Source organism: Bacillus sp. FDAARGOS_235 (assembly GCF_002073415.2).
Lineage (GTDB): Bacteria > Bacillota > Bacilli > Bacillales > Bacillaceae_G > Bacillus_A > Bacillus_A toyonensis.
Window position 1 is genome coordinate 3,360,808 of the sequence record NZ_CP020437.2, and the last position, 25,428, is coordinate 3,386,235.

At 35.0% G+C, this 25,428-nt stretch carries 27 protein-coding genes and 2 other annotated features (1 of these 29 only partly in view); of the genes, 14 read left to right on the top strand and 13 right to left on the bottom strand.

Annotation, left to right across the window (positions count from 1 at the left end; all coding sequences use genetic code 11):
- Positions 1-8 precede the first annotated feature (8 nt).
- The 5 genes from uptA to nprB all read left to right on the top strand — a co-directional run bounded on the left by uptA (position 9) and on the right by nprB (position 4,248).
- Positions 9-602, top strand: a complete 594-nt coding sequence (uptA, locus tag A6J74_RS19170) for an undecaprenyl phosphate transporter UptA (protein ID WP_000900210.1) — start codon at positions 9-11, stop codon at positions 600-602.
- 134 nt (positions 603-736) lie between these two features.
- A complete protein-coding gene (locus tag A6J74_RS19175) occupies positions 737-1,171 on the top strand; it encodes a DUF3920 family protein (protein WP_000422813.1) in 435 nt (144 codons plus the stop codon).
- Between the two features lie 111 nt (positions 1,172-1,282).
- Positions 1,283-1,693 (top strand): MarR family winged helix-turn-helix transcriptional regulator, encoded by a 411-nt coding sequence (locus A6J74_RS19180; RefSeq protein ID WP_000845485.1) that lies wholly within the window; start codon positions 1,283-1,285, stop codon positions 1,691-1,693.
- Between the two features lie 51 nt (positions 1,694-1,744).
- On the top strand, positions 1,745-2,440 hold the full coding sequence (locus A6J74_RS19185) for a pirin family protein (RefSeq protein ID WP_000488950.1): 696 nt from the start codon (positions 1,745-1,747) through the stop codon (positions 2,438-2,440).
- A gap of 158 nt (positions 2,441-2,598) precedes the next feature.
- The gene (gene nprB / locus A6J74_RS19190; RefSeq protein WP_033658435.1) at positions 2,599-4,248 is read left to right on the top strand and encodes a neutral protease NprB; all 1,650 of its coding nucleotides are present in this window, start codon (positions 2,599-2,601) and stop codon (positions 4,246-4,248) included.
- An 88-nt stretch (positions 4,249-4,336) separates the two neighbouring features.
- On the opposite strand, the gene A6J74_RS19195 is transcribed toward nprB, so the two are convergent.
- From A6J74_RS19195 to A6J74_RS19210, 4 genes are all read right to left on the bottom strand, one after another.
- Positions 4,337-4,654 carry a metal-sulfur cluster assembly factor gene (locus tag A6J74_RS19195; RefSeq protein WP_000082520.1) on the bottom strand — a complete coding sequence of 106 codons (318 nt, stop codon included), beginning with the start codon at positions 4,652-4,654 and terminating at the stop codon, positions 4,337-4,339.
- A 116-nt stretch (positions 4,655-4,770) separates the two neighbouring features.
- Positions 4,771-6,462: a methyl-accepting chemotaxis protein gene (locus tag A6J74_RS19200; protein WP_001009246.1), complete on the bottom strand. Its 1,692-nt coding sequence runs from the start codon at positions 6,460-6,462 to the stop codon at positions 4,771-4,773.
- 225 nt (positions 6,463-6,687) lie between these two features.
- Positions 6,688-8,382, bottom strand: a complete 1,695-nt coding sequence (locus tag A6J74_RS19205; protein WP_000878428.1) for a methyl-accepting chemotaxis protein — start codon at positions 8,380-8,382, stop codon at positions 6,688-6,690.
- A 412-nt stretch (positions 8,383-8,794) separates the two neighbouring features.
- A complete protein-coding gene (locus A6J74_RS19210; protein WP_002049370.1) occupies positions 8,795-9,763 on the bottom strand; it encodes a class I SAM-dependent methyltransferase in 969 nt (322 codons plus the stop codon).
- Positions 9,727-9,997: a binding site (T-box leader), on the top strand. Its footprint overlaps the gene before it by 37 nt.
- A gap of 50 nt (positions 9,998-10,047) precedes the next feature.
- Between A6J74_RS19210 and metG the strand changes: the two genes are divergently transcribed.
- Positions 10,048-11,682 (top strand): methionine--tRNA ligase, encoded by a 1,635-nt coding sequence (gene metG / locus A6J74_RS19215; RefSeq protein WP_000021595.1) that lies wholly within the window; start codon positions 10,048-10,050, stop codon positions 11,680-11,682.
- Positions 11,683-11,724: 42 nt separating this feature from the next.
- Here the strand turns inward: metG and A6J74_RS19220 are convergent, their stop codons facing one another.
- The 5 genes from A6J74_RS19220 to A6J74_RS19240 all read right to left on the bottom strand — a co-directional run bounded on the left by A6J74_RS19220 (position 11,725) and on the right by A6J74_RS19240 (position 16,146).
- The gene (locus A6J74_RS19220; RefSeq protein WP_000410523.1) at positions 11,725-12,627 is read right to left on the bottom strand and encodes an EamA family transporter; all 903 of its coding nucleotides are present in this window, start codon (positions 12,625-12,627) and stop codon (positions 11,725-11,727) included.
- Between the two features lie 136 nt (positions 12,628-12,763).
- A complete protein-coding gene (locus A6J74_RS19225) occupies positions 12,764-14,203 on the bottom strand; it encodes a sensor histidine kinase (RefSeq protein WP_000201947.1) in 1,440 nt (479 codons plus the stop codon).
- Positions 14,181-14,846: a response regulator transcription factor gene (locus A6J74_RS19230; RefSeq protein ID WP_000148831.1), complete on the bottom strand. Its 666-nt coding sequence runs from the start codon at positions 14,844-14,846 to the stop codon at positions 14,181-14,183. Before A6J74_RS19230 ends, A6J74_RS19225 begins: the two co-directional genes overlap by 23 nt.
- Positions 14,847-15,210: 364 nt before the next feature.
- Positions 15,211-15,672: a L,D-transpeptidase gene (locus A6J74_RS19235; RefSeq protein WP_000735064.1), complete on the bottom strand. Its 462-nt coding sequence runs from the start codon at positions 15,670-15,672 to the stop codon at positions 15,211-15,213.
- A gap of 30 nt (positions 15,673-15,702) precedes the next feature.
- The gene (locus A6J74_RS19240) at positions 15,703-16,146 is read right to left on the bottom strand and encodes a DUF3978 family protein (protein WP_000388765.1); all 444 of its coding nucleotides are present in this window, start codon (positions 16,144-16,146) and stop codon (positions 15,703-15,705) included.
- A 414-nt stretch (positions 16,147-16,560) separates the two neighbouring features.
- Between A6J74_RS19240 and A6J74_RS19245 the strand changes: the two genes are divergently transcribed.
- Positions 16,561-17,175 carry a DedA family protein gene (locus A6J74_RS19245; protein ID WP_000455364.1) on the top strand — a complete coding sequence of 205 codons (615 nt, stop codon included), beginning with the start codon at positions 16,561-16,563 and terminating at the stop codon, positions 17,173-17,175.
- A 154-nt stretch (positions 17,176-17,329) separates the two neighbouring features.
- On the opposite strand, the gene A6J74_RS19250 is transcribed toward A6J74_RS19245, so the two are convergent.
- Entirely contained in the window at positions 17,330-18,124 is a 795-nt protein-coding gene (locus A6J74_RS19250) for a hypothetical protein (protein ID WP_001044580.1), read from the bottom strand.
- A gap of 164 nt (positions 18,125-18,288) precedes the next feature.
- Here A6J74_RS19250 and A6J74_RS19255 point away from each other — a divergent pair, with 164 nt between their 5' ends.
- The 4 genes from A6J74_RS19255 to A6J74_RS19270 all read left to right on the top strand — a co-directional run bounded on the left by A6J74_RS19255 (position 18,289) and on the right by A6J74_RS19270 (position 20,539).
- Positions 18,289-18,510, top strand: a complete 222-nt coding sequence (locus tag A6J74_RS19255; RefSeq protein ID WP_000776159.1) for a helix-turn-helix transcriptional regulator — start codon at positions 18,289-18,291, stop codon at positions 18,508-18,510.
- Positions 18,500-19,207, top strand: coding sequence for a DUF3169 family protein (locus tag A6J74_RS19260; protein WP_000837707.1), 708 nt, complete (start codon positions 18,500-18,502; stop codon positions 19,205-19,207). The genes A6J74_RS19255 and A6J74_RS19260 overlap by 11 nt, the downstream gene beginning before the upstream one ends.
- A 42-nt stretch (positions 19,208-19,249) precedes the next feature.
- The gene (locus A6J74_RS19265) at positions 19,250-20,302 is read left to right on the top strand and encodes a site-2 protease family protein (protein ID WP_002093078.1); all 1,053 of its coding nucleotides are present in this window, start codon (positions 19,250-19,252) and stop codon (positions 20,300-20,302) included.
- Between the two features lie 96 nt (positions 20,303-20,398).
- On the top strand, positions 20,399-20,539 hold the full coding sequence (locus A6J74_RS19270; RefSeq protein WP_000404759.1) for a DUF3985 family protein: 141 nt from the start codon (positions 20,399-20,401) through the stop codon (positions 20,537-20,539).
- A gap of 257 nt (positions 20,540-20,796) precedes the next feature.
- Here A6J74_RS19270 and A6J74_RS19280 read toward each other — a convergent pair whose 3' ends face one another.
- Positions 20,797-21,183, bottom strand: a complete 387-nt coding sequence (locus tag A6J74_RS19280) for a DUF3938 domain-containing protein (protein WP_001077779.1) — start codon at positions 21,181-21,183, stop codon at positions 20,797-20,799.
- Between the two features lie 339 nt (positions 21,184-21,522).
- On the bottom strand, positions 21,523-22,416 hold the full coding sequence (locus A6J74_RS19285) for a YitT family protein (protein WP_000530041.1): 894 nt from the start codon (positions 22,414-22,416) through the stop codon (positions 21,523-21,525).
- 277 nt (positions 22,417-22,693) lie between these two features.
- Here A6J74_RS19285 and A6J74_RS19290 point away from each other — a divergent pair, with 277 nt between their 5' ends.
- The 3 genes from A6J74_RS19290 to A6J74_RS19300 all read left to right on the top strand — a co-directional run bounded on the left by A6J74_RS19290 (position 22,694) and on the right by A6J74_RS19300 (position 24,734).
- The gene (locus A6J74_RS19290) at positions 22,694-22,978 is read left to right on the top strand and encodes a hypothetical protein (RefSeq protein WP_000394928.1); all 285 of its coding nucleotides are present in this window, start codon (positions 22,694-22,696) and stop codon (positions 22,976-22,978) included.
- Positions 22,979-23,006: 28 nt separating this feature from the next.
- Positions 23,007-23,789 (top strand): membrane protein insertase YidC, encoded by a 783-nt coding sequence (gene yidC / locus A6J74_RS19295; protein ID WP_000920530.1) that lies wholly within the window; start codon positions 23,007-23,009, stop codon positions 23,787-23,789.
- Positions 23,790-23,918: 129 nt separating this feature from the next.
- Positions 23,919-24,734, top strand: coding sequence for a hypothetical protein (locus A6J74_RS19300; protein WP_000730874.1), 816 nt, complete (start codon positions 23,919-23,921; stop codon positions 24,732-24,734).
- Between the two features lie 78 nt (positions 24,735-24,812).
- Here A6J74_RS19300 and A6J74_RS19305 read toward each other — a convergent pair whose 3' ends face one another.
- The gene (locus tag A6J74_RS19305; RefSeq protein WP_000562240.1) at positions 24,813-25,040 is read right to left on the bottom strand and encodes a hypothetical protein; all 228 of its coding nucleotides are present in this window, start codon (positions 25,038-25,040) and stop codon (positions 24,813-24,815) included.
- Between the two features lie 165 nt (positions 25,041-25,205).
- Positions 25,206-25,428 (top strand) — a binding site (T-box leader) (it continues 14 nt past the right edge of the window).

Below are 25,428 nucleotides of genomic sequence, written 5' to 3' on the forward strand. Positions count from 1 at the left end.
GGTAAATGATGTTAGGAGAGTTGATTCATTCAGTTTTAGTTTTTCTAGAAGGACTTGGTTATTGGGGAATTATGCTTGGATTGATGTTAGAAGTTATTCCGAGTGAAATCGTATTGTCTTATGCAGGCTATTTAGTATCAACAGGAAGCATTACATTTTGGGGAGCTGTTGCGTTCGGGACAATTGGCGGTGTAATCGCACAACTATTTATTTATTGGATTGGTCGATACGGAGGAAGACCTGTTCTTGAGCGATATGGAAAATATATTTTAATTCAGAAGAAGCATATTGATTATGCAGAAGATTGGTTTAATCGTTACGGAACTGGCGTTATCTTTACGGCACGTTTTATTCCTGTTGTGCGTCATGCTATTTCCATACCAGCGGGTATTGCGAAAATGTCACATGCTAAGTTTATTACGCTAACTACATTAGCTGTTATTCCATGGTCAATTGTGTTTGTATATTTAGGATTTAAATTAGGTTCAGAGTGGGAAAGCATTAATAAAGTAGCTGGGCCATATGTGAAATATTTTGCACTTGCTGCTATTGTTTGCGCAATTGGTTATTTTGTACTAAAAAAAATTATGAAAAAAAAGTAATTATGGAAAAGAACCTATACTAATATAGGTTCTTTTTATTGTCATTTTTCAAAGGGGGAAAGAGTATGTTTAATATTTACCATATTGTGGCATACATATAGAAAAAGAGAGCTTGGAAAGGGGAATAAAAAGAAATGGAACTCCAGTTTCAAAATGTATATCAACAGGTGGAGAATTGGTATGTGTTGGATTCGGAGCTTCCTTGGGATGTCAAAAGGATTAGAGAGGATTTATTTTCTCTTATTGAAGTATGTAAAACGCCAGTTATTTTTTGTGATACGTGTGATGCAAATCATGTACTTCTATCATTAGGGGAAGAGGAAGAGGAGTTTTTATTCCCCGTAGGTGGTTTTTATCATAAAGAAAAACAATTAATTTTCGTTTGTATGTGGGATGAGTATGAGCAAGTGCTTAAAACACTACTGCATGAATTTCGCCATGCGATGCAGCATAAGAGAGAAGTATTGTATGTTGGAAGTAAATCGTATGAAGAGAGATGGATTGAGAAAGATGCGAAGAAGTTCGCGGAGAGGAAATTAGATGAATATAAAAATAGAAAATTGATGTAAGCATAGTGGAGAAATAGCGCTATGCTTCCTTTGTTACTTACTAAAAATAAGTAATTGACTTCTATAAAGTTTAGTTCTAAACTAATAGTATGAAACGAGCGAGGTGATGAAATGAAAACAGAAGATAGATTAGGACTACTATTATGGTTTCGTTTATCACGTTTTTATAACAAGAGTATTCGTGAGACGAATCAGCATTTGAAAAAATGGAATGTATCTGCCGCTCAGTTTGATGTACTAGCTCAAGTTGGAGGACATAATCGTTTAACGCAGCAAGAGCTTGGGAAGAAGCTATTTGTTACGAAAGGAAATGTCACGCAGCTTTTAAATAAAATGGAGCAGCTGGACTGGATTGGGCGTGAACAAGAAGGTACTACGAAATATATTTCGTTAACAGAAACGGGAAGAGCTTTATATGAGGAGATCGTCCCGCCCCAGGAAACGTTCCAAGCGGAGCAGTTTCATAAATTAAATATAGAAGAACAAAATCAATTATTAAAATTACTAAAAAAATTACAGTAAGAAACAATTTTAAAGTAAATCTTGAATTCGAGATAATATGAGGTGAAGGATATGTTTAGAAAAGTTGATCATAAAAATATGGGTAGAGCAAATCACGGTTGGTTAAATACACATTTTCATTTTTCCTTTGCTAATTATTACAATCCAAATAATATGAGTTTTGGAGCGTTACGTGTTATTAACGATGATTTAGTAGCGGCACAAACTGGGTTTGATATGCATCCGCACCGCGATATGGAAATCATTTCTTACGTTGTAGATGGTGCCTTAACACATGAAGATAGCATGGGGAATAGAGGAACAATTGAGCGTGGACATGTTCAATATATGAGTGCTGGTACTGGTGTATTTCATAGTGAACATAATTTAGGAAATGAAACATTGCGTTTATTACAAATTTGGATTTTACCAGACCGTGCTGATCATAAACCAAACTATGGTGAGTTTAAATTTGATTGGAGTAAACGTGAAAATGAGTGGTTCCATATGGTTTCCCCAGTGGAAGGTGATGCGCCAATTCAAATTCACCAAGACGCGAATTTATATTCTTTATCGTTAGAGGCAGGAAAAGAAATTCATTTTCCTGTGAAAGAAGGCCGTCAATTGTACCTTGTACAAATTGAAGGAAGTAGTGTGATAAATGGTGAGATACTTGTTATGCGCGATGCGGCAGAAGCAGTAGAAGAAGATATTCATATTCAAGCGAAAGAGCAATCACACTATTTAGCAATTGAGCTAAAAAAATAACAAAATGTTTATAAAAAAGAGGACACCTGATAGGGTGTCCTCTTTTTGTGTGGAATTATCTGAAAAATGTTTCTCAAATTTTTGGAAGAGGTATCGGGTTAAAAATTCAGAATTTTATAAAAGTGTCAAAAATCTTTATGGGAATGGGGAATGTTATAGTGAAAAAGCAAGTCATTTCATCAGCATTAGCGTTAACTGTTATCGCCGGGGGATTTGGAACGTTTGGAGCAACGACAACGAAAGCAGAAGAACAAAAAATTCAATATCATCAAGAATTTAAAACACCTGCATACATAGGTGAAGAATGGAAAGCACCGGAAGGACTAGATAAAAAAGAGACGGTCTTTCAATATTTAGAGAGTAAAAAAGATATGTTTAAACTAGCAGGAAATATTGAAACACATTTTAATGTCATTGGGGAAGAAAAAGATGCTGAATCTGGTACGACACATGTGAAGTTAGTTGAGAAACATAATAACATTCCTGTGTATGGTTCAGACCAAACTGTTACACTAGATAAAGAGAATAATGTAAAAGCATTCTTCGGACAAGTTATTCCGAATTTAGAGGATAAAAATATTCCTACCTTTGCAAGTATTAGTGCAGAACAAGCAGAAACAATTGCAAAGGCAGATATTGAAAAAGAAGTTGGTAAAGTAAAGAATTATGATGGTGTGAAAAAAGATTTATTTGTGTATGAAAAAGATGGAAACTACTATCTTGCATACTTAGTTAAGGCATCGATTTCAAAACCAGCTCCAGGCTATTGGCATTACTTTGTTGATGCAACAAATGGAAATGTGATTGAGAAATATAATGCTGTAGATAACATTACAGGATTTGGTTACGGAGTATTAGGTGCTAGACAATCATTTGAAATTGCTCAAAATGAGAAGACAGGAGCATTCCATTTATTTGATGGTAAGCGTGGACAAGGTGTTCATACGTTTGATGCAGAGAATATGGATGAAAACTGGTTTAACATATTCTCACAATGGTTTGGATATACAGGTGTCGAAGTAGAAAGTAAAAATAAGTTCTTTGATGACAAAGCAGCGGTTGATGCGCATGTAAATGCAGGGAAAGTATACGATTACTACAAAAAGACATTTAACCGTAACTCTTTCGATGATAAAGGCGCGAAGCTGATCTCCTCTGTTCACGTAGGAGAAAGCTGGAATAACGCAGCTTGGAACGGTATCCAAATGATGTATGGTGATGGAGATGGCAAGACATTTATTCCATTATCTGCTGGCCTAGATGTTATCGGGCACGAATTAACACATGCTGTAACTGAGCATACAGCAAACCTTGTTTATAAAAATGAATCAGGTGCGTTAAATGAATCGTTATCTGATATTATGGGTGTCATGGTTGAGAAGAAGAGCTGGGATTTAGGTGCTGATATTTATACACCTGGTAAACCTGGGGATGCGCTTCGTTCTCTGAAAGATCCAGCATCTATTCCAAACCCATTAAAACCAGGTGAAGGTTACCCAGATCATTACAATAAACGCTATACTGGAACAGCTGATAATGGCGGCGTTCATATTAACAGTAGTATTAACAATAAAGCTGCGTACTTAGTATCTGACGGTGGCACGCATTACGGCGTGAAAGTAACTGGAGTGGGCCGTGAAGCGACAGAAAAAATTTACTACCGTGCTCTTACTAAATATTTAACTGCAAACTCTGACTTTAAAATGATGCGTCAAGCAGCACTTCAGTCAGCAGAAGATTTATATGGTAAAAACTCTAAAGAGTTACAAGCTGTAACGAAAGCTTATGATGCAGTAGGCGTTAAATAATAAGAGAAAAAGACCTGACTATGACGTCAGGTCTTTCTTTATCCAGCAAGCACTGGATTGGTGTAGGCTGATTAAAGTTTCACTTTATTTAGTCACGAATACCTAATGCGATTTTCGCCATACGTGACATACGTTCTTTCGACCATGGTGGATTCCAAACGACATTTACTTCTATTTCGTTTACTTCAGGTACGTTCGTTGATAGTACTTTTTTAACGTCTGATACGATTTGACCAGCCATTGGGCAGCCGATAGAAGTCATCGTCATTGTAATGATAGCATTATTATTTTCATCCGCTGTAACGTCATAAACTAATCCAAGATTGATAATATCAACACCTAGTTCAGGATCAATAACAGCTTCTAAGTTTGCATATAATTTTTCTTCAAATGCTTGTTGTGACATGTGTAGCACCCCCTACAGATTAATGATATCGATTCTCATTATAACGGATATATGTATAATGTGCAGGGAATGAGCTCAAAAAAATATTCCTCTTGAAAGAGGAATATTTTTTTGAGCTATTCAGTTTTAAAATGAGATACGAGTTGATCTAATTCTTCAACCGTTTGTTTCATTTGTTTTGCAGTTACTGTCATTTCATTCATAACAATAACTTTCTGCTCAGCAGATTGTGCCGTTGCGGCTGTTTCACTAGATACTTCATTTGAAATAGAAGCGATGTTATTAAGTGAAGCGTTCATTTCTTCAGCGCTTGCAGCCATTTCTTCAGCAGTTGCTGATATGTCTTGCATTTGAGTTGATACTTTATTTACTTGTTCAACAATTGTTGTGAAAGAAGTACCAGCCTCACGAACGACAGTAATGCCTTCAAATGCTTCAGAACGACCTTTAGACATCATAGAACTAGCTGTTTCTGTATCATTTTGAATTTGATTTAGTAATTGGTTAATATCTGTTGCTGCAGTTTTAGATTGTTCCGCAAGTTTACGAACTTCATCAGCTACGACAGCAAATCCTTTTCCTTGCTCACCAGCACGAGCTGCTTCAATAGAAGCGTTTAAAGCAAGTAAGTTTGTTTGCTCAGCGATATTAGAAATAGATTGTACAGCCGTATCAATATATTTCGTATGGGTGATTAGACGTTCGACTACTTCTGATGTAGCATTTACAGCTTCATGTATCGTTGTCATTTGTGAAACAGATTTTTGGATAACAGTACTTCCATCGTTAGCATGTTCAGATGTAGCTACAGCAAGTTCGGCTACAGATGAAGCAGATTCAGCGATGCGTTGAACGCTTATTGCCATATCATCCATCGCAGTTGAGCTTTCTTCCATACTAGAAGTTTGCGATTGAATACTTGAATTTAAGTTGGACATCGAGCTTTGAACTCGTATTGTTGCCTCGCGTGATGTATTAGTCTTTTCTAGCATATTTTCAGAAGCTGTTTGTACTTCTACAGATGTTTTTTGAACACGATTAATGATATGTTGCAGGTTTTCTAACATTTTATTAAACGATGATGCAATTGCACCGATTTCATCATTGCTATTTACTTGTAGACGGGCTGTTAAGTCGCCTTCTTGAGAGGCTAATTCTTTTAGCTTAATATCAATTTGTTGAATTGGTTTTACAAGCTTACCAGAGAACCACCATGCAAGAATAATTGCAGTTACAATACAAATAACAAGTGATAAGAAGACAACATATTCAATTCGTAGTGAAGATTGATCGATTTTTTCAATAGATTGTTCGCGTAATTTAGCTTGTTCATTACTGTAATTTGTGAAATCACCAATTACTTTATAAACAGTACCATTTTCTGTAGAAGCTACTTGTAAAGCTTCTTCCCATTTTTGTTCTTTTGCAAGAGTGAATACTTTCTCTTCAATGAACTTTCTCCAAGTGGATCCTAATTCCATTGTGCTTTTCACGGACTGAGAAGTGTTAGGGTTAGAAAGAAGTTGCCCTTTTGTATCTTCAAGACGTTTACTCATCTCATTAAACTTGTCTAATTCGACTTGATCATGTTGTAGCAAATAACCTCTTAAAGCAGAAAGTTGTACTTGATAAGCGTCTCCGCGCTCTTTCAATTCTGTTGCAAGAGGAGAAATTTCTTTTTGTAATGTTTCAGCTTTATGAGACTGATCCATGGTAAAGAATAAAATAAAAGCTAAGGCAATGCCGAATAAAGCACAAATCGTTCCCATCATGAACATTAGTTTTTTTCTGATACCTATAAAATTCATATGATAAAAAGCCTCCTTTTTAAAATCTTAGTATTAGAATTAATTAATGTAAAAAATTGAAAGAAAGCTTTATTCCAGTAGGAATAAAGCTTTCCTCTTTCCTTTAGGAATTATAGCAGACAGAATGGGAGATAGAAAGAGATATTTTAGCGTGAAAAAAGAGAGACTCTAAATCGCTCTTTCTAACAATTTAGAGTTCGTAGAAGTATAAATGGAATTTTCATTTTAACCATTTGTTTTGAAATGAGAAACGAGCACTTCAAGTTCTTGTACAATTGTTTTCATTTCTGATGATTTTTTAGCAACGATACTCATTTTGTTTACTTGGTCACCAGCTGAAGTTGCTGTTTGTGATGTTTCGGCAGCAACTTCATTTGAAATAGAAGCGATATTATTTAAAGCTGCATTCATTTCTTCAGAACTTGCGGCCATTTCTTCAGTAGTTGCAGACATTTCTTGTATTTGTGTAGATAAATTGTTAATGTGATTAACAATTTCTGAGAATGAAGATCCAGCGGTACGAATGACTGTAATTCCTTCAGAAGCTTCTGACTGACCTTGTGTCATCATGTCATTTGCTATTTTTGTGTCCGCTTGAATTTGATGAAGTAAATGGTTAATATCAGTTGCTGCTAGCTGAGATTGTTCAGCAAGTTTTCGTACTTCATCGGCAACAACAGCGAATCCTTTTCCATGTTCACCAGCACGGGCCGCTTCAATAGAAGCATTTAAAGCGAGTAAATTCGTCTGCTCGGCAATATTAGAAATAGATTGAAGTGCAGTATCAATATGATTCGTATGTGTAATAAGTCGCTCTACCACTTGTGATGTAGCGTTAACAGCTTCGTTAATTGTATGCATTTGTGTAATAGACTTCTCAATGACTTTATTTCCATCATCTGCTTTTTCAGAAGTTGTAACAGCTAGGCTAGCGACAGAAGATGCAGTTTCTGCAATACGCTGAACACCCGTTGCGATATCATCCATTGCGGTTGAACTTTCTTCGATGCTAGAAACTTGGGAACGAATATTGTGCACAAGAGCATTCATAGTCTCTTTCGATTTTGTGGTATTTTCCATAGAAGCAGTTGTTTCGATAAATACATTTTCAGAAGCTTCTTTTACACTTGTTGATGTTTGTTGAACTTGCTTTATTATACGCTGTAAGTTAGCAAGCATTTGATTAAAGGAATTTGCAATGTCACCAATTTCATCTTTACTCGTTACGTGTAATCTAGCGGTTAAATCGCCATCTTGCGAAGCTAATTCTTTTAACTTCGCATCAATTTGTCGAATCGGTTTAACGAGTTTACCAGAGAACCACCATGCCAATAGAATAGATGTTAATGTACATGTAATGAGTGAGAAGAAAATAATATATTGAATAAGGGATGAAGAAGACTCTACGTCAGCAATTAATACATCCCGTTTGTCATTTTCTTCATTTGTATATTTAGTAAAACGACTTAAAAGGTCATTTACATAATTTGTTTGAGCAAGAGCAATTTTGGATGCTTCATCCCATTTTCCTTCACGCGCAAGAGGGAGGACTTCATTATCTACGACGCTGCGCCATTTTGCTCCCATTAAAATGGCCTCTTTCATTCCTTCTGGGAGTTTTTTATCACTTGTTACTTTCTCCCTAGTATCAGCTAGTTTTTTTCCTTCCCGGTTGAATTTATTCAATCCTTTTTGGTCATGTGATAGTAAATATTCTTGTAAACCAGCGACCTGTGCTTGGAACCAATCGCCACGTTCTTTTAAAATCGTTGCTCTTTTCGATACATCATTCTTTAACGTTTCGATTTCACTTGCTTGATGCATCGCAAATGAAAGAATAACAATAAGAGCAATGCTAAATAAGGAAGAAATGCTTAAGAGTGTGAACAGTAGTTTTTTTCGAATGCTAACATATTTCATCGTTACCCCTACCTTTTAAAACTGTTTATTATAATTTATAAATATCTAGAACGAAATTAATAAAAACATGATTAAGAAGTTATTAATCTGTTCCATGAAAATTATAGCAGATAATGGAATATGGCAGATTAATGTGAGTAAATGTTCTTAAAATGTATACATTTGTATATCAAAAAATTCATAAATAAAAATTAGAAATGGTATTGTAATTTGAAATAACATCATGTATACTTCTAATTAGTTGATAACGATTATCAGTATCAACTGAAACATTACTCTTCGTTATGTTGGTCATACCCCTTTTTGACGACGTAAGTCAGAGACAAAATGTTGAAATATCTTGTGTCCTATTCTACAGAATTATGGTAATCTCCAACCTCAACTTATATGCGTAAGCATGCAAAAAAGGATCCTATCCGTGAAGGGATCCTTTTTTGCATGTTGTCGCAATTAATGTATATAGACCTGGTATACGTTCTTCAATTCCTTCAGGTGAAGTAGAAGGGAAAACCCACCTTTGATGAGATCCGTGTTCTTCAACTAGCTTTTCAATTTTAAAACGTTCTTCCGCAAGTGTAGTAACAATTTCTCCTAATGTCCAGCGGCGTACGTTTGTTTTCGGTAAAGCCTCTTTCTGCGATTCTGTAAGAAGAATGCTATAAGCAACATCATCTTCAATCAATTCTTTATCGAAATAATTTCCATTGGCCCGAAATGATGGATGATCTACACCTAATAATTTAGTGTAAACAGGATGATAGTCACGAAGGATAAGCATTCCATCTTGTTTAAGTAAGTTAGCAATCTTTTGAAAGAGTGGTTTTAAATCTAAAAAGTAATGAAGTACACCAAGTTCCAGCAAGACGACATCAAATGATTCGGAAAGATTTACATCCAGTACATCAGAGACGATGTATTGGATAGAGACACCAGCGGCTTCTGCAAGTTCATTTGCATATTTGGCATTACTCGCTGAAATATCAACAACTGTTACGTCAGATCCTAATAGGGAAAGAGCGACGGCTTTGTTTCCTTTTGACCCGAGTAAATTAATAATACGTTTTCCTTTTGGCGATTGTATGTAAGGTAAATAATGTGCTACTTCGCGTGTGGGCTCTTCCATAATCTTTTTCGCATAATCAACTGGCGCCCCGTGGCGATTCGTCCAAGCTTCATAAGCAGCTGCATTCCAGCTTTTTTCATTCATCATGCTTAGTTGCTTTTGATTCAATGTTATCACTCCTTTTACGAACGTATAGTTATTCGGCAGGAAGATGGGATTTCCTTTTCTTTTTAAATAAAGTTTGATTTTTCTATAATTAAATCGTAAAATACGTGTTATACGTAAAAGCGTTGAAAAGGAAAAGTAGGATGAAACCATTCTTTCCAGAGAGCTTCGGTAGGTGAGAAGAAGCAAGAATATTCATTTGAACAATGGCCTTTGAGCTTCGTCCTGAACTTATCAAATGATAATAGTAGGCGGCGACGAGAGTTGGTACTCGTTATCAAAACCACAGTATAAGAGCATATAGCTCCGTACTTGTTAAGGCTAATTATGTGAGTGATTGGCGAAATAAGGTGGTACCGCGACTGTTTATACAGCCCCGCCCTTATCTTTTTTAAGATAAGGGCGGGGCTTTTTATATTTTAAAGGAGGAATATAGGATGAGTATTTTTATTGGAGGCGCTTGGCCGTATGCAAATGGTTCGTTACATCTTGGGCATATTGCTAGTTTGTTACCGGGAGATATTTTAGCACGTTATTACAGGGCAAAAGGTGAGAATGTGTTGTATGTTTCAGGAAGTGATTGTAATGGAACACCCATTACAATTAGAGCAAAACAAGAAGGTGTGACGGTGGTAGAAATTGCTGATAAGTACCACGAAGAGTTTGAGCGATGTTTTCATAGCCTTGGTTTTACTTATGATTGCTATACACGTACAGATAGCGAGTATCATCATGAAACAGTTCAAAAAGTTTTTTTGCGTTTATTAGAAGAAGGTTATATTTATAAAAAAACAGTGGAACAAGCATATTGCGAAACGTGTACACAGTTTTTACCAGATCGTTACGTAGAAGGAATTTGTCCTCATTGCCATGAAGCAGCAAGAGGAGATCAATGTGATGCTTGTTCGGCCATTTTAGATCCACTCGATTTGTTAGAAAAGAAATGTAAGTTATGTGGTAGTACGCCATCCGTACAGGAAACAGAGCATTTCTATTTCGCACTGCATACATTTCAGGAGCAAATTAAAGGAGTCGTAGAAATTGCAAAACAAAAAGGAACATGGCGTGACAATGCAATTCAGCTAACAGAAAGATATGTAAAAGAAGGGTTGCAAGATAGGGCAGTATCGCGTGATTTACCAGTCGGGGTTCCAATTCCAGTGGCAGGATACGAAGATAAGAAAATTTACGTATGGATTGAAGCAGTGACAGGATATTATTCTGCAAGTAAACATTGGGCTGAAAAAACAGGGAAAGATGACCAAGAGTTTTGGGATAAAGAAACGAAAACGTATTATGTACACGGAAAGGATAATATTCCATTTCACTCTATCATCTGGCCAGCGGTATTACTTGGAGTAGGAGAAGAAGCGATTCCTCGTCATATCGTTTCAAATGAGTATTTAACGGTAGAAAAAAGAAAATTATCGACAAGTAAAAACTGGGCAGTATGGGTACCTGATATATTAGAAAGCTATGATCCAGATTCGATCCGTTACTTTTTAACAGTAAATGCACCAGAAAATCGTGATACTGATTTTTCGTGGCGTGAGTTTATTTACAGTCATAATAGTGAATTGTTAGGTGCATATGGGAACTTTGTGAATCGGACATTAAGGTTTATTGAAAAGTATTATGATGGCGTTGTACCGAAGGGAACTATTCATGTAGAGCTGAAAGATAAAGTAGAAGGATTATATAAATATGTAGGAGCGGCTATTGAACAAACTAAATTTAAGGTGGCGTTAGAGACAATATTTGATGCAGTACGTTTTGCAAATAAATACTTTGACGAAAAGCAGCCTTGGAAACAAAGAGAAGATGATCCAGTTTCATGTGAAGAAACGATTTATAATTGTGTTTATCTTATCGCTAATTTTGCAAATCTCCTTGAACCATTTTTACCATTTTCAAGTGAAAGAGTTCGAAACACATTGTCGATTGTTAAACGAAATTGGGAACCGCAAAATACGTTGCCCAATAGAATTGATAGCGTACAGCCATTATTTGAGCGAATCGATGTAAAACAAATTGAGCATGAGATAGAGAAACTGTATGGAGCGGTAAAGTGAACGAGAGAGAAAAGACCTTTCAAGTAAATGAAAGGTCTTTTGTTATGCACTATGCACACGATTATGTTTGTTTTCTTTTCTATACGTAAGGAGCTGAGGAGTGAAAATACCAAACAATATAAATATAATTCCAATCCACTGCATAAGCGTTACAACTTCATGTACAAGTGTAATAGAAGCGATAATGGCCGTTGGTAATTCAGCTGCTCCTAATATTGTACCAAGTCCTATTCCGACTTTCGGTACACCAATTGAAAAACAAACGACAGGTACGACAACGCCGAACAATCCGAGGAAGAAAGCATATTTCCATAGACCGGCTTGCAGGGCACCATCTGTTAAAAAGGTTGGCGGGAAGAATAGGCAGACGATAAGGGTAGCACTTGTTGTCATGAGAAAGCTTTTCGTATAAGGCGGAACATCTGTAGCAACGCGTCCACTTGCAAAAACATAGAATGAAAAAGAGACAGCAGCTAATAATCCAAAGATAATACCTTTCGTAGAAAAACTTTCTCCTAGACCTTCAAAGACACCGCCAGCAAACAATGTACCAGTGAATAAAATGATGATAGATATAACTTTTTCACGGCTTGGAAACGTTCGATTTGCAATAGCTTCGATGACTACTCCGATCCATGTGAACTGGAAGAGTAGAACGACAGCGATAGATGCTGGCAGTTCTTCTACAGAAATAGCATAGAAAATACCAGTCATACTCATTGTTGTGCCGACTGTTAATAATGACAAGAATTGCTTTTTTGTTACTTTATGGCGTGAAAAGAAAAGAACGAGCAGAAGTAGTCCAATCCATCCGAAGACATATTGTCCCCCTAATAGTTGATGTGCTGAAAATCCGTTAATAAATCCGAGTTTGAAAATAGTTGAAAGCACGCCGTAGCTACAAGCACCGAGTAAAACGAGTAGTGAATACTTAAACTTCTCCATAAAAATCCTCCTTTTAAAATAAAAAACGCCCGCTATCCAAATAAGGACAACGGGCGAACGAAACAGAGTAACATACTCTACAAAATTCCGCCATTCATACAAAGTATGAATTTGGGGTATGAAATTACAATAGGTTTTACATTGCCTTTGGGAATACAATGGAGCATTTTACACCTTGAGGTGTGTTTTGTATTCCATAAGGAAACTGATGTTTATCTAATATTTGTTTTACAATATATAACCCAAGACCACTACCTTGTACTAAGCCATGTTTGTCAGGATTTGCGCGATAGAATGGCTCAAATAAATGGGCAAGTTTATCTTCATCAATTTGAGAACCTGTATTTAATACTTCTAATGCGTAACCGTTTGGCTTTTCATAAAGCTTTATATATACATGCTGATGGTCAATTGTATAATGAATTGCGTTTGAAATAATGTTAAAAATAGCAGTTTGCATAAATTTAGGATCAGCTAAAATTTGTACATCTTGTTTAATGTTAGATTGAACATTTAATTGTTTTACAGATACAAAATAATCTACTTTCTTTATAACGTCCTCAATAATATTAGTCAATGAGATAACTTTTAAATTGGGTTTAAATTGAGGGTTTTGTATTTTGGATAATTCTGACACCTTTTCCGTTAATATGTTAATATCTTGCATCATCTCATATGAACGTTTTAAATATTTATCTCTATCTTTATAAGCGCCAATTCCGTGAATCATGCCATCGAGTTGTCCCATAACGGCTGCGATTGGTGTTTTTAATTCATGGGATATCATAGACATAAATTCTTTACGAGATTGTTCTAATTGTTGTTCCTTCTTGATTTCATTTCTTAAATCTTGATTGCTTTCATGTAAATTTTTCACAATAGTAGGTACTTGTGAGGCAGCTACTTGCAAATTAAAATCTGTTTGATCTGTATTTTTGTTAAGTAGCTTTTTATCTGAGAAATCAAGATTCATAATATCTTTTAAAGCATCGCTCATATATTGGAAAGGTTTGGCGATTATTTTTGCGTAGATTAAAGATCCAAGCAGAGATAATGCAAGCATTGTCGCCCCAATATGTGGAGCTAATTGCTGCAACACATCTGTTAACGATGGATTATCATGTGTATCATTTGTTTTACTTGCTGCATTTTGTGTATGTAAGGCATCATTGTTAGTAACTTGCTTTTCCGCTTCTGTAAGTGAAGACGTTGTGTTACTTTTCCCCGGAATATTTTGTGCATGTTCTTTTGCTTTTGCAGTTTGGCTAGGCTGCAAAAGATGATTGATGGCTGTAGAGAGTGTATTCATGTCTATTTGAGAAGATTGAAAATTAGAGATGCTACTCTCTGACACAGCTTTATTTTGCTTTGTTTTACTTTGGTCGTTTTGTTTGTCTGATTCCGCTTGTTCCGCAGTTTGTGTTCCAGACGCTCTCAAACGATCTTTATCGTAATTTGAGGCTAGAAAATAAATAATTTGATAAAGACAAAGTGATAACAAAATACAAAATAATAAGGTTTTGATGAATATATTTTTGGTGATGTTGTCTTTGCTACGATTCGATTTTGTAGCCAATGCCTTTCACCGTTTTAATATAAGGAATTTCTAATTTTTTTCGTAAGTTTTTAATATGTGTATCTATAACTCTCACATCACCAAAATGTTCATAGCCCCATACCTTATTCAACAAATCACTTCTTGATAGTACTTTTCCCCGATTTTGCAGTAAAGTATATATAATTTCAAATTCTTTTGTAGTCAATTCAATTTGATTACCATGAACATAAGCGGCATATGCTGTAGAATTTAACATCAATTCATGGAATTGTAGTATAGTTGCAGCTTCTGCTTCCTTCGTTGCTGCCCTTCTCAATACAGCTTCTACACGTTTTATAAATACGGTGTAATGGAACGGTTTTGTAATATAGTCATCAATACCTAACTCAAATCCTTTAATTTCACTTTCTTCATTATGTAAGCCTGTTAGCATAATGATTGGTACATCAGATTGTCCTCGCATAATTTTACAAATACTATAGCCATCTATATCTGGTAACATTACATCGAGGAGGACAAGGTCGTATGAATTTTTTTGGAAAAGAAGAATGCCTTCTGTACCAGCACCAACTACATCAACAGTAAAGTTTTGTGCCATTAGAAATTCACGAATAAGTTCTTGTATATCTGGGTTGTCTTCAATCACCAGTATATGCGTCATAGTAACACCTCCTAAATAACGCTTTTTACTGCAATATTCGAATTCATCATTTTTCGGATGACTCAGATTGTCTATACATATAATAAGCCCCCGCTATAAAATAGTAATGAAAGTAGCAAGGGGGATTGTTTAGTGTCACTGAATATTTCAGAATTACAGTAGTTCTATTATAGTATGTATTGTAAAATTTATAAAATATTATAACTGTATAATTTTAATATCCATGTTTATCAATGTTACGATGATGTTGAACGCAATCTATTTTTATTATATATGTAAATACAGTTGTTTTGCTACTGTAAATGAATAAATAAAATAAGCCAAGACATAAAATTCTTGGCTACACGTAAATCTTGTTCTTAGGTTAATTTACAGTGACAGTAGCTTGCTGCTGAATGCGCTCAAATAACCAGTGAATATCATTGTTAAACATACGAATACAACCAAGTGTTGTTGCTTTCCCGATTGCTTGATTATTGTTAGTTCCATGAATCGCATACGTTGTTCCGTAAGTTCCTGCCATATTTAATCCGAGCCAGCGGTCCCCAAGTGGATTACGTGGATCGCCGCCTTTAATTTTTCCTGTATAGTAAGGACGGTTTTTAATTTTATTTACAATTTGAAAAGTACCCTTAGGTGTAGGTGTTGCTGCTTTTCCAGTAGCGACAGTGAAACTTTTTATGAATTTTCCATTTTGATAATAATCCATTTTATTTAGTTGTGTGTTTACGATAAGCTGATCTTTCGTTGTAGCTGCTTCTGCAGTAGTGAATGGAAGAGTTAAAAATCCTAATGATAATAGCGCACTTAATAATAATTTTTTCATTATATTCTCCTTTTACTTCTTGTAGTAGTCTTACATACAATGAATTTGTAATCCTCGTAATGCTTGATTAACATTTTCATCTAATGTTTCAAAGAAGGTAGTAATCTTTGGATTGCATTTGTTGTTTTTATCAATAAGTAATCTTTCGTTTAATAAAAGCTCACCATGTAGTCCAAAACTTTGAACTTGAATATTTAGTTCATCTTCAGTTTCAGAAATAATTGGTAAGAAATAGTGAAAAGCTTTCGTTGGAATGATGTAGCTTTTGCCAATCATGCTTTCTGGATTTGAATTCACCCATTTTCTAGTGACAATCTTAATGTTCTTTTTTGAAACGATAAAAGACAGCGTAGTAGATTTTGTTAAACTTACGTCAAATTCATTTGTTTCACATATTTGTAAATTAAAAACGGTTTCATTTTGATGAGATTCAACATTCGTATTAATAAAATCGTGCATTTTATAAGCTTCCATTTCTTATTCACCCTTTTTTCAATTTCGAAAAGCGACTTATATTTATTCAATTTAATGTTTAGTCATATATTAGCTAAATTTTTCAACAAATTCCGATATAATCTTACAATACGTATATGAAGCTAATATGAAGTTCGTATGAGTTTGTGGTGGTTTTTTATAGAGAACAAAATAAGATAGTTTTTTAGTGTTAAAAATTGGATAAAAAATGTATATTAATGGATTTCATTCGCGTGATATATAGTTGTTAGCTTGTTTTTAAATGCTAATAGATATAAGTAAATAGAGAACAAAAAAATTTAGTGTGAGCCTTACAAAAATGTAATAAAAATGTAAGCTATTGTGATAGTTATTTCGACATTTTTTTTATACAATAATAGTAAGAAGTTGTACGTGACTGAAAGGAGAGATGACATGGAATGGGTTCATGAATTATTTCAGCAATACGGGTATTATGTTGTACTTGTCGGGTTGCTGTTAGAATATATTGCGCTTCCGTTTCCGGGAGAGCCAACATTAGCATATGCGGGATTTTTAGCACAGAAGGGTGATTTAAGTTTACCAATTTTAATTATCTTATCCTTTATTGGGACAAGTGTAGGAATGACGATTCAATACTTTTTAGGAAATAAATTAGGTATGCCTTTCGTTCAAAAATATGGGAAATACGTATTTTTAACACAAAGAAAAATCGACTTAACAAGAATGTGGTTTGATAAGTATGGGTACTTCCTGATCTTTATCGGTTTCTTTATTCCTGGTGTACGCCATTTTACAGGATACTTTGCAGGAATTATTAATCTACCATTCCGTCGTTTTGCGATTACAATTTATTCAGGTGCTCTGTTTTGGGTGTCATTCTTCTTAATCGGTGGTTATTGGTTAGGTGGAAACTTACATGATATTTTTGGGGTGTTAGAAGGTCATATTGGTAAAATCATTTTTGGAGTTATCGTAATCGTAGCAATTACGCTAGGCATTCGTTTCCGTAAACAGTTAAAACGAGTATTGTTACAAAACGCAAGTTAATATGGAATCCATTCTATGTCAAAATTTAGGAAGGCGGTGCAAAAGCACTGCCTTTTTTATTTTATCCCGCTATTTGTCGGGCTGCCCGTAAAAGTCCGATTGGTGAGGGTTGATAATCAGTGGGGGATGAACAAAACCCCCACTGATTAAAGTTTCATTTTATGTTCCAATCTATTTTTAACTTTCCTTTTAGCTGATTTCCGCTAACTATAATGTAATAAGTTCCTGTCTTAATTGCCGCGAACTGGTATGTATTAGGTCCAGCTGGAGCTAAATAATTTTCTTCCTCTTGAAATTCACTAGCCATTTTTATGTCCCCCATGTAGCCATTCGAATTTTCAGCTCGTGATTCAATGGTGAATTCTAATATGTCCCCTCGTTTTAGTTCAATTGGGACTTTATGTTTACCACTAAAATGTTGAAAAGATGCTTCGAAAGAGTTATCTGTTTTTGTTTCGACCCATTGTTCTTTTGATGTTCCAAACCTTTCTAAATCTACTAAGTTAATTGTGATAAATATAATAAACACAATGCTTGGTACGAAATATTGTAGCCACTTAAATTTTGTTGCTATAACTGTACATAAATAGAAAGAAAGAGAACATAATGCACCAATTGATCCGAGGAACAAGAACTGTATTAGACTAGCTTCTTTAAATGTTAGGAAGGGAAGAAAAAATAAATAGCCGCAAAAAATATAAAGTAATAATGTCTTCAGTCTTGTATGTGTTTTTAATTTCAATTTATCGATGCAAATAGAACAAAAAAATGCATATGCAGCAAGAATAGGAACGAAGGGAACATATAGCAGTTCTCGTAATCCAGCTAAGAAACTATATAATGTTTGTTGACTAGTTGTTAAGAGAAGCGTGCTAATAAATAATAATAATAATAGGAAAGTCGCTGTAAGCTTAGTAAGAATATAGGAAAAAGTAGATGTTTTATTCATATGTCACTTCCTTTGTTTAATATTTCACATTCATTATATAGGTTATTTTCATCATAATATATCCTTATTTTTGTCAATTATTATAGTCGTAATGACAATTATAATTGACAAAAATAAGGATATTATTTACAATTTTAATTAAATAAATGAAAAAGAGGGAAGATATGAAGCTTCAAAATCGAGTGAGGGAATTGCGAGCAAAGCATCGTTTATCACAAGGGGATTTAGGGAAAGCGATTGGCTCATCACGGCAAACGATTAGTTTAATTGAGCGTGGGGATTATGCACCATCTATTGTATTGTCGTTAAAAATCGCAAAAATTTTCAATGTACCGGTGGAGGAAATATTCACGTTAGTGGAGGGGGAAGAGGAAGATGAAGAGTAAACGAAAAAAACAATTTGATTTTGTGGGGAAAATAGCATTAAGTATGATGGGTGGTTTTTTAACATCTTATATAGCTTTAGATTTACTCTCGGATGAACCGAGAAAATTATCATCTAATCTATTTATAGGTGTATGTACTATTTTTGGAATTTTAATGATGTACTACACTTGGAAGAATACACGTATGTTAGCGGAAGCACGCGATGAAGAAGAGAGCGTACAAGGCAGAAAATTAGGCATTATAAGTATATATTTACGTGTAGGTGATATAGTTACGCAGGCATGGTTTGTATATGCAGTTATTACATGCAGACGTGCACTGGTGCAGGATACAAATGTTTCATTTGCGGTGTGGAATTTAGTAGCTTCTATTGTCTGTTTAACTACTGTAGTGATTATCGGGCTCATAACAAAAAATCGTTATAATAAGCTATATCCTGAACAAGGTGTAACATATATGGAATCTATGAAAATGTGGACGAAAAACGCAGATGAAGGATTAAAACACATTGTGCATGAGGCTGGATATAAAGCGTATGAATTTACGAATACAATATTAGCATATGTATGGTGGGCTGCCGTTATATATACAGCGGCTAGTAATATCGATTTTGTATTAATTGGCTTAATCTCATTTATTTGGATATTGCATCTCGGAAAATTCATGTACGAAATGCAGAGGAAAATGATTTATTAAGGAGAGAAAAGAGTGGATATTTTAAGAAGGCCAGCTAGTTCAATGACGGCGGCGCTAGTTTTGTCCATTTTATACGGAGTAATCCGAACTGGAAAATTAGAAGTAATGTTGAATATATGGGCAGTATTTGGAATTGTATTATTAGTGTTAGCCATTCATGAGCTAGGGCACGTACTATTTGGCTTGATAGGTGGTTTGAATTTTAAATTTATGACAGTAGGACCTATCACTGTTCAAAAGGAAAAAGGCAAATTACGCATTCGAGAAAATAAATTATGGGCGTACTTTGGTGGCGTGGTGATGTTAGCGCCGTCTTCTATAGAGACACCGAACCTTTCAAAGAAATGGGCATGGATGACTTTAGGTGGGCCAATTATGAGTTTACTATTCGGTATTACTTCAGGTTACATATATATGGTGAGTTATTATCAATATCTTTTATATTTTTCCGTTTTCCACTTTGTGATTTTTGCAGTTACAATCGTGCCGATAAAAGGAACGCTTCTGAGTGATGGTATGCAATTTCTCATTTTAATTAAAGATGATGAAAAAGCTAAGCAGCATTTATATACGATTCAAATATCGAGTGAGTTATTTAGTTATAAAAGACCGAAAGATTGGGATGAGAGATTAGTAGAACTTAGTGAGGAAAAATTAAAAGAGGATAAAAGTATAAGAGAGATAATGAGCGGACTTATGCTCGTCTTTTATGCCCGAGCTGATCAAAGGGGAATGGAAAGAGCAATACCGTATATAGAACAAATTGTTCAACTATCTGTAACGAAGGAAAATAAATTTTTCGTTAGTAGTTTTCATAGTTGGTATCTTTTATATAAAGCTCTTTATCAGATAAATAGCCTTTCTCTGCAAGAAGCAAAGGAACATGCAAAGGCCATTACCAAAATGGATTTAAACGGATATTACCGTACACAAGGAATTATTAAATATTTAGAGGACGATATGGAAGCTTCCCGCACTTATATGAAGAAAGCTGATAAAGAATTGGAGAGTGCTGAGAAGAGTGGAATGGGATATTTACAAGTAGAGAGAGAATGGTTTGAGCAGCTACAGGCGAGGGTATCTTACGATGGGTGAGGTATCCTCTTTTTTATATGTCATCTTATAACGTTCCATAAACAGCCTAGGACGAGTAAAATAAGATAAGAAGAGCAAAGCTTGGAGGAAGTAAATATGGAAATTTTATCAATTGTTTTGATAGTCTTGCTCATTTATGTTGTTTTTAAAGTAGCATATGTAGCATTAAAGATACTCGCGATCCTATTAATTATCTTTTTAATCGTAGAGTTCGGCAGTAAGTTGCTTGGGGGATAGGGTATGTTGTGTGTTTCGAGTGTCGAAGATTGTCGTTAAATCGATATCTTGTGTCGAATCGTCGATATAATGAAAAAATCGTTGATATAAGTGGAGAAACGATCGATATATTTGAAAAATCGTTGATATATTTAAGTGAATACTGAGTGGGGTATATGGAAAAGAAGTTGCCGTGGAGGTAACTTCTTTTTATTTTGGTGATGGAGTATGAACAGGAAAGAATAGCAAACAAAAAAGCCGGAAGATATTCTTCCAGCTTACGAGTTACTTTCAATTTGACGACCATTTTCTTCTTCAGTGTCTTGTAAAAGATTGAATACATCTGCTAGGCAGAATGCGATAAACCAAGTCCATAGACCGTGGAAGAAAGCAGAGCTTAATTGAAGTGGTAATGTATAGTTTGTCATTGAGTAGGAAATACATCCACCAACGATTCCGATCATTGTTAATAACATTGTTTTTTGAGCATTTTCTTCTGGATTGAAGAGGAAATAAATGTATCCGCCTAAAATTGAAGCGCTTACAAGTGTTTCGATTCCATTAAAAATGATATTCTCTCCAAGCTGAGTGTTTGTCCAGAAGCAAATCACACCGCCGATAATGGCAAACAGGACAGCTATTGTATATCGTATATATTGATTCATATGTTCATCTCCTTATGTAATAAGATGATTTGGAAGTCAAAAAGGTAGGTATAGTATATTGAAGTGAATTTTAGTTGTACGTATCTTTTTATAAAAAGATTAGTGAAGAATAACTAAGATGATCGGTTTTTAAACCGTTACGTGTATGGTGACTGAAATATACCCGACTTCTCGTTTCTTTTTGTTTGTAAAATATGAGAAACTTCCAAGTCTATATACTCTTTTTTTGTGAGTCTGTTTTCATTATAACACATTTAGGGACACAATAATAGAATTATCTGATTTTGTAATAAGTGTAAAAAATAAAAAGCGCAAGGAATGTTAGTTCCTTGCGCTTTTTTATATGCGTTTGAAACGGCCGACAATTTCAACTGTTTCAGTAATGTTCATGAATGCTTTGTTATCCACTTGACGGATAATACGTTTCATTTCGCCTAACTCATATCGAGTCACGACAGTGTAAATCATTTTTTTCTTATGGTTTGTATAGCCGCCGACAGCATCTACCATTGTCACCCCGCGTATGCCGTGATGTAATAGTGCGCTTTTTATTTCCTCACCTTTTTCTGTAACTGTCATTATCGTTAATTTAATATGTTTTGTATGCACGGCATCAATTACTTTGCTGACTACAAACCGGCTAATTAACGTATAAAGCGTAATATCCCATCCGAAAATAAATCCTGCTGCAACAAGTAAGATCAAGTTGAATCCAAAGATGATTGCTCCAATCGAAATATCTCGATGTTTTGCTACAATCAATCCAACGACATCAAAACCACCTGTTGAAGAAGCAAATCGGAATATGATTCCTGAAGCTGCTCCGCAAATTACACCACCGAATACAGAAGAAAGTAAAATATCGTCTGAAACTTGATGTACTGGGATAATGTTCATCGCTAAAGATGATACAGCTACAAAATACGCTGTTAAAAAGGTTGTCTTCTTGCCTAAGTAAAAGTGACTTAAAATAAGAAGAGGAATGTTTAGTAAAAAGATAAGTGCACCGATATTGTAATGCATTAAATAACCGATAATCATCCCTACACCAGCAAATCCACCGCTAATCATATTATGCGGGATAAAAAACATGTTCATAGAAATTGCATACAAAATAGAAGCTATGAAAATAACAACCAACTGTATCATAAATTCTAAGTGAAATGTTTTAGCTGCTGGGAAAGATAAAAAGGCGGTGTCGGGAACGTAATCGGCGTCTCCTAGTTGACCCATAGTATGTTTCATCTCCATATTCATTTTTGATTACAAGAAGAGAATAAAGGTTTTTTCAAAAACTGGCAATAGTTTTATTATAATGCAAAAATTTTATAAATTTCTAATAAATCAAGCCTATTCATTGATGTGCGTGAATATACTAAAGAAAGCGAATACAATGTTTCTTAATTATTGTTTTCTTGAGAAAATATGCAAAATACTTTTTTTGAAAATAAAAGGAAATAGAGAATATTTGCCCGATGTGCTAAAATGAGCTTATTAAGGATGTGAAGCGATGGAATTTTTATTGCAGGATGCAATTCTATATATATCGTTTGTAACAACGGCGCTTTGTTTATTAGAAGTTTTCTTCCTTGCCAATGTTTCTCGCTTTGTGCGTCAGCAAGCATCGAGCGGTAAACAAAGAGCTTTTGCGTTAGTTGATACATGTGAAGATAGTGCAGGAAATGTAACGCTATTTTCTATTTTTTATAAATATGGAATGATTCGTTCTGTTCGCAGACAAGAATCAAGTGAAGAGAATGACGAGGTCGGTCCGTATACACCAATGTTTCGCTAAATAATTACGAAACATTGGAGGAATGAACATGTTAAAATCATATCGAGCTGTGCTCGTTAGTTTATCATTATTACTTGTTTTTGTTTTATCTGGTTGCAGTAATGCGGCCCCAATTGATGCACATAGTACTGGGATTTGGGATCATTACTTTGTATATCCAATCTCGTTTATGATTCAATTTGTTGCTCATCATATACCTGGAGCTAGCTTCGGGATTGCGATCATTATCATGACGCTCGTTATTCGTTCAGCAATGATTCCATTAGCTGTTTCACAATACCGTAGCCAAGCGAAAATGAAAAAAATGCAACCTGAATTGCAGAAGCTAAAGAAAAAATACGGTGATGTAAGCAAAGATCTTGAAAAACAAAAGCAGTATCAAAAAGAAATGTCAGAACTAATGAAATCAGGCGGTTGGAATCCACTTGCTGGTTGTTGGCCAATCTTTATACAAATGCCGATTTTCTCTGCTTTGTATTATGCGATTAGCCGAACAGAAGAGATTCGCACATCTTCATTTTTATGGGTGAACTTAGGACATGCAGATCCATATCATATATTACCGATTATTGCAGCGTTAACGACATTTATTCAGATGAAAGTTTTCCAATCTAATATCACACCTGGAGAACAAGTACAAATGCTAAAAATGCAGCAAATTATGATGCCAGCAATGATTCTATTTATGGGATTTGCGGCGCCATCAGGTCTTGTACTGTATTGGATTACAGGTAACCTATTTACAATGACACAAACAATTGTATTAAGAAAAATAATGGAACGTGAAGAATTACAATTACAAAAAGCTTAGAACAACGCCGCTCGTGATGAGCGGTGTTTTTTTGTTAAGTCGTTAAGGGAATTTTAAGAAACCAATATTACTATAGGCATTGTATACGAAAGTGTACATGCTTTAGAAATATGAAGGAGGAAATTTCCTATGAAGAAGAAAACAGTTGGGTATTTAGCAATTGCAGGTGCTTTATCATTTGGAATTATAGGAGGAGTGGGTGTACCAGCATTTGCGGCAACGAATACTCCAGCAGTGGATCAGCCTACAAAAACGGTGAAGAAAGATTTAGATGACGCTACAAAACAAAAAGTGAAAACAATTATGGACGATACAAAGAAACAATTAGAGGAGCTAGGTGTAAAGCTTCCAGAGAAAGAAAAACGTAAAGATATGCTTGCGGGATTAGATGATCAAACGAAAGAAAAAGCAAAATCAATTTTAGAGCAAGAGAAATCTGGAAAGTTAACACATGAACAAGCGCAAGAAGAATTAACAAAGCTAGATGTGAAATTGCCGGAGAAGGGTAAACACAAGGATATGTTTGCAGGATTAGATGATCAGGCGAAAGTAAAAGCAAAGTCAATTTTAGAGCAAGAGAAATCCGGAAAATTAACACGTGAACAAGCAAAAGAAGAATTAACAAAGCTAGGCGTGAAATTGCCAGAGAAGGGTAAACATAAGGATATGTTTGCAGGATTAGATGATCAGGCGAAAGAAAAAGCGAAATCGATTTTAGAGCAAGAGAAATCCGGAAAATTAACACGTGAACAAGCAAAAGAAGAATTAACAAAGTTAGGCGTGAAACTTCCAGGGAAAGAGAAGCATGAAGACATCTTCGCGGGATTAGATGAAGCAACAAAGGCAAAAGCAAAAGCAGTTCTAGAAAATGAAAAGAAACAATTAGAGGAATTAAATGTGAATCTTCCACATCATAAATTTTTTATGAAAAAAGAAGATAAATAATTGAGTTATGTATCTTTCGTGTGGGCAACCGGAAGGTACATGCGAGGACCGATTTCTACTTATAGAAATCGGTCTCTTTTAATGATTCAATAAAATTCTTTTCATTGTTAGTATGTATCCAAAGATGCAGTAGAAGATTGCAAAACCGATAAACACTTCCGTATATTGATATTTACCCAATACGTAGAAGGAAACAGCTGGCATAATAGCTACCGCTAAAATGCTATAACCAGGATACTTTTGCCGATGCATGATAGCGAATAGAACGGAGAGAAACGTAGCGATGATACAAAAGACAGCAATCATTATTGGTGCACCTCCTAAATAGATTGTACCATTTTTAGGGAAATGGAGAAGTGTCGTACCTTCTGTTATAATATAAGAAGAGAAATATTTCTTATGTTATATAAAAAATATATTGATTTTTTCTAACAATTCAATATAATGAACAATAACTACAAAATTCGACATCAAGAAGTGATGATGAGGACATGATCAATTTTTTACGATTCTCAGAGAGGGAAGCCTTTGGCTGTGAGCTTCCTAGTACGGGAAAATAGATTACCACCTCTGAACTGCAGCAGTGAACGGATACCTAGTAATTGCTTGCCGGCAAAAACCGTTATTTAGACTTGAGAAATTGGTGAAGTATGTAACTTTGCGAATTGAAACAAGGGTGGAACCACGAATATAA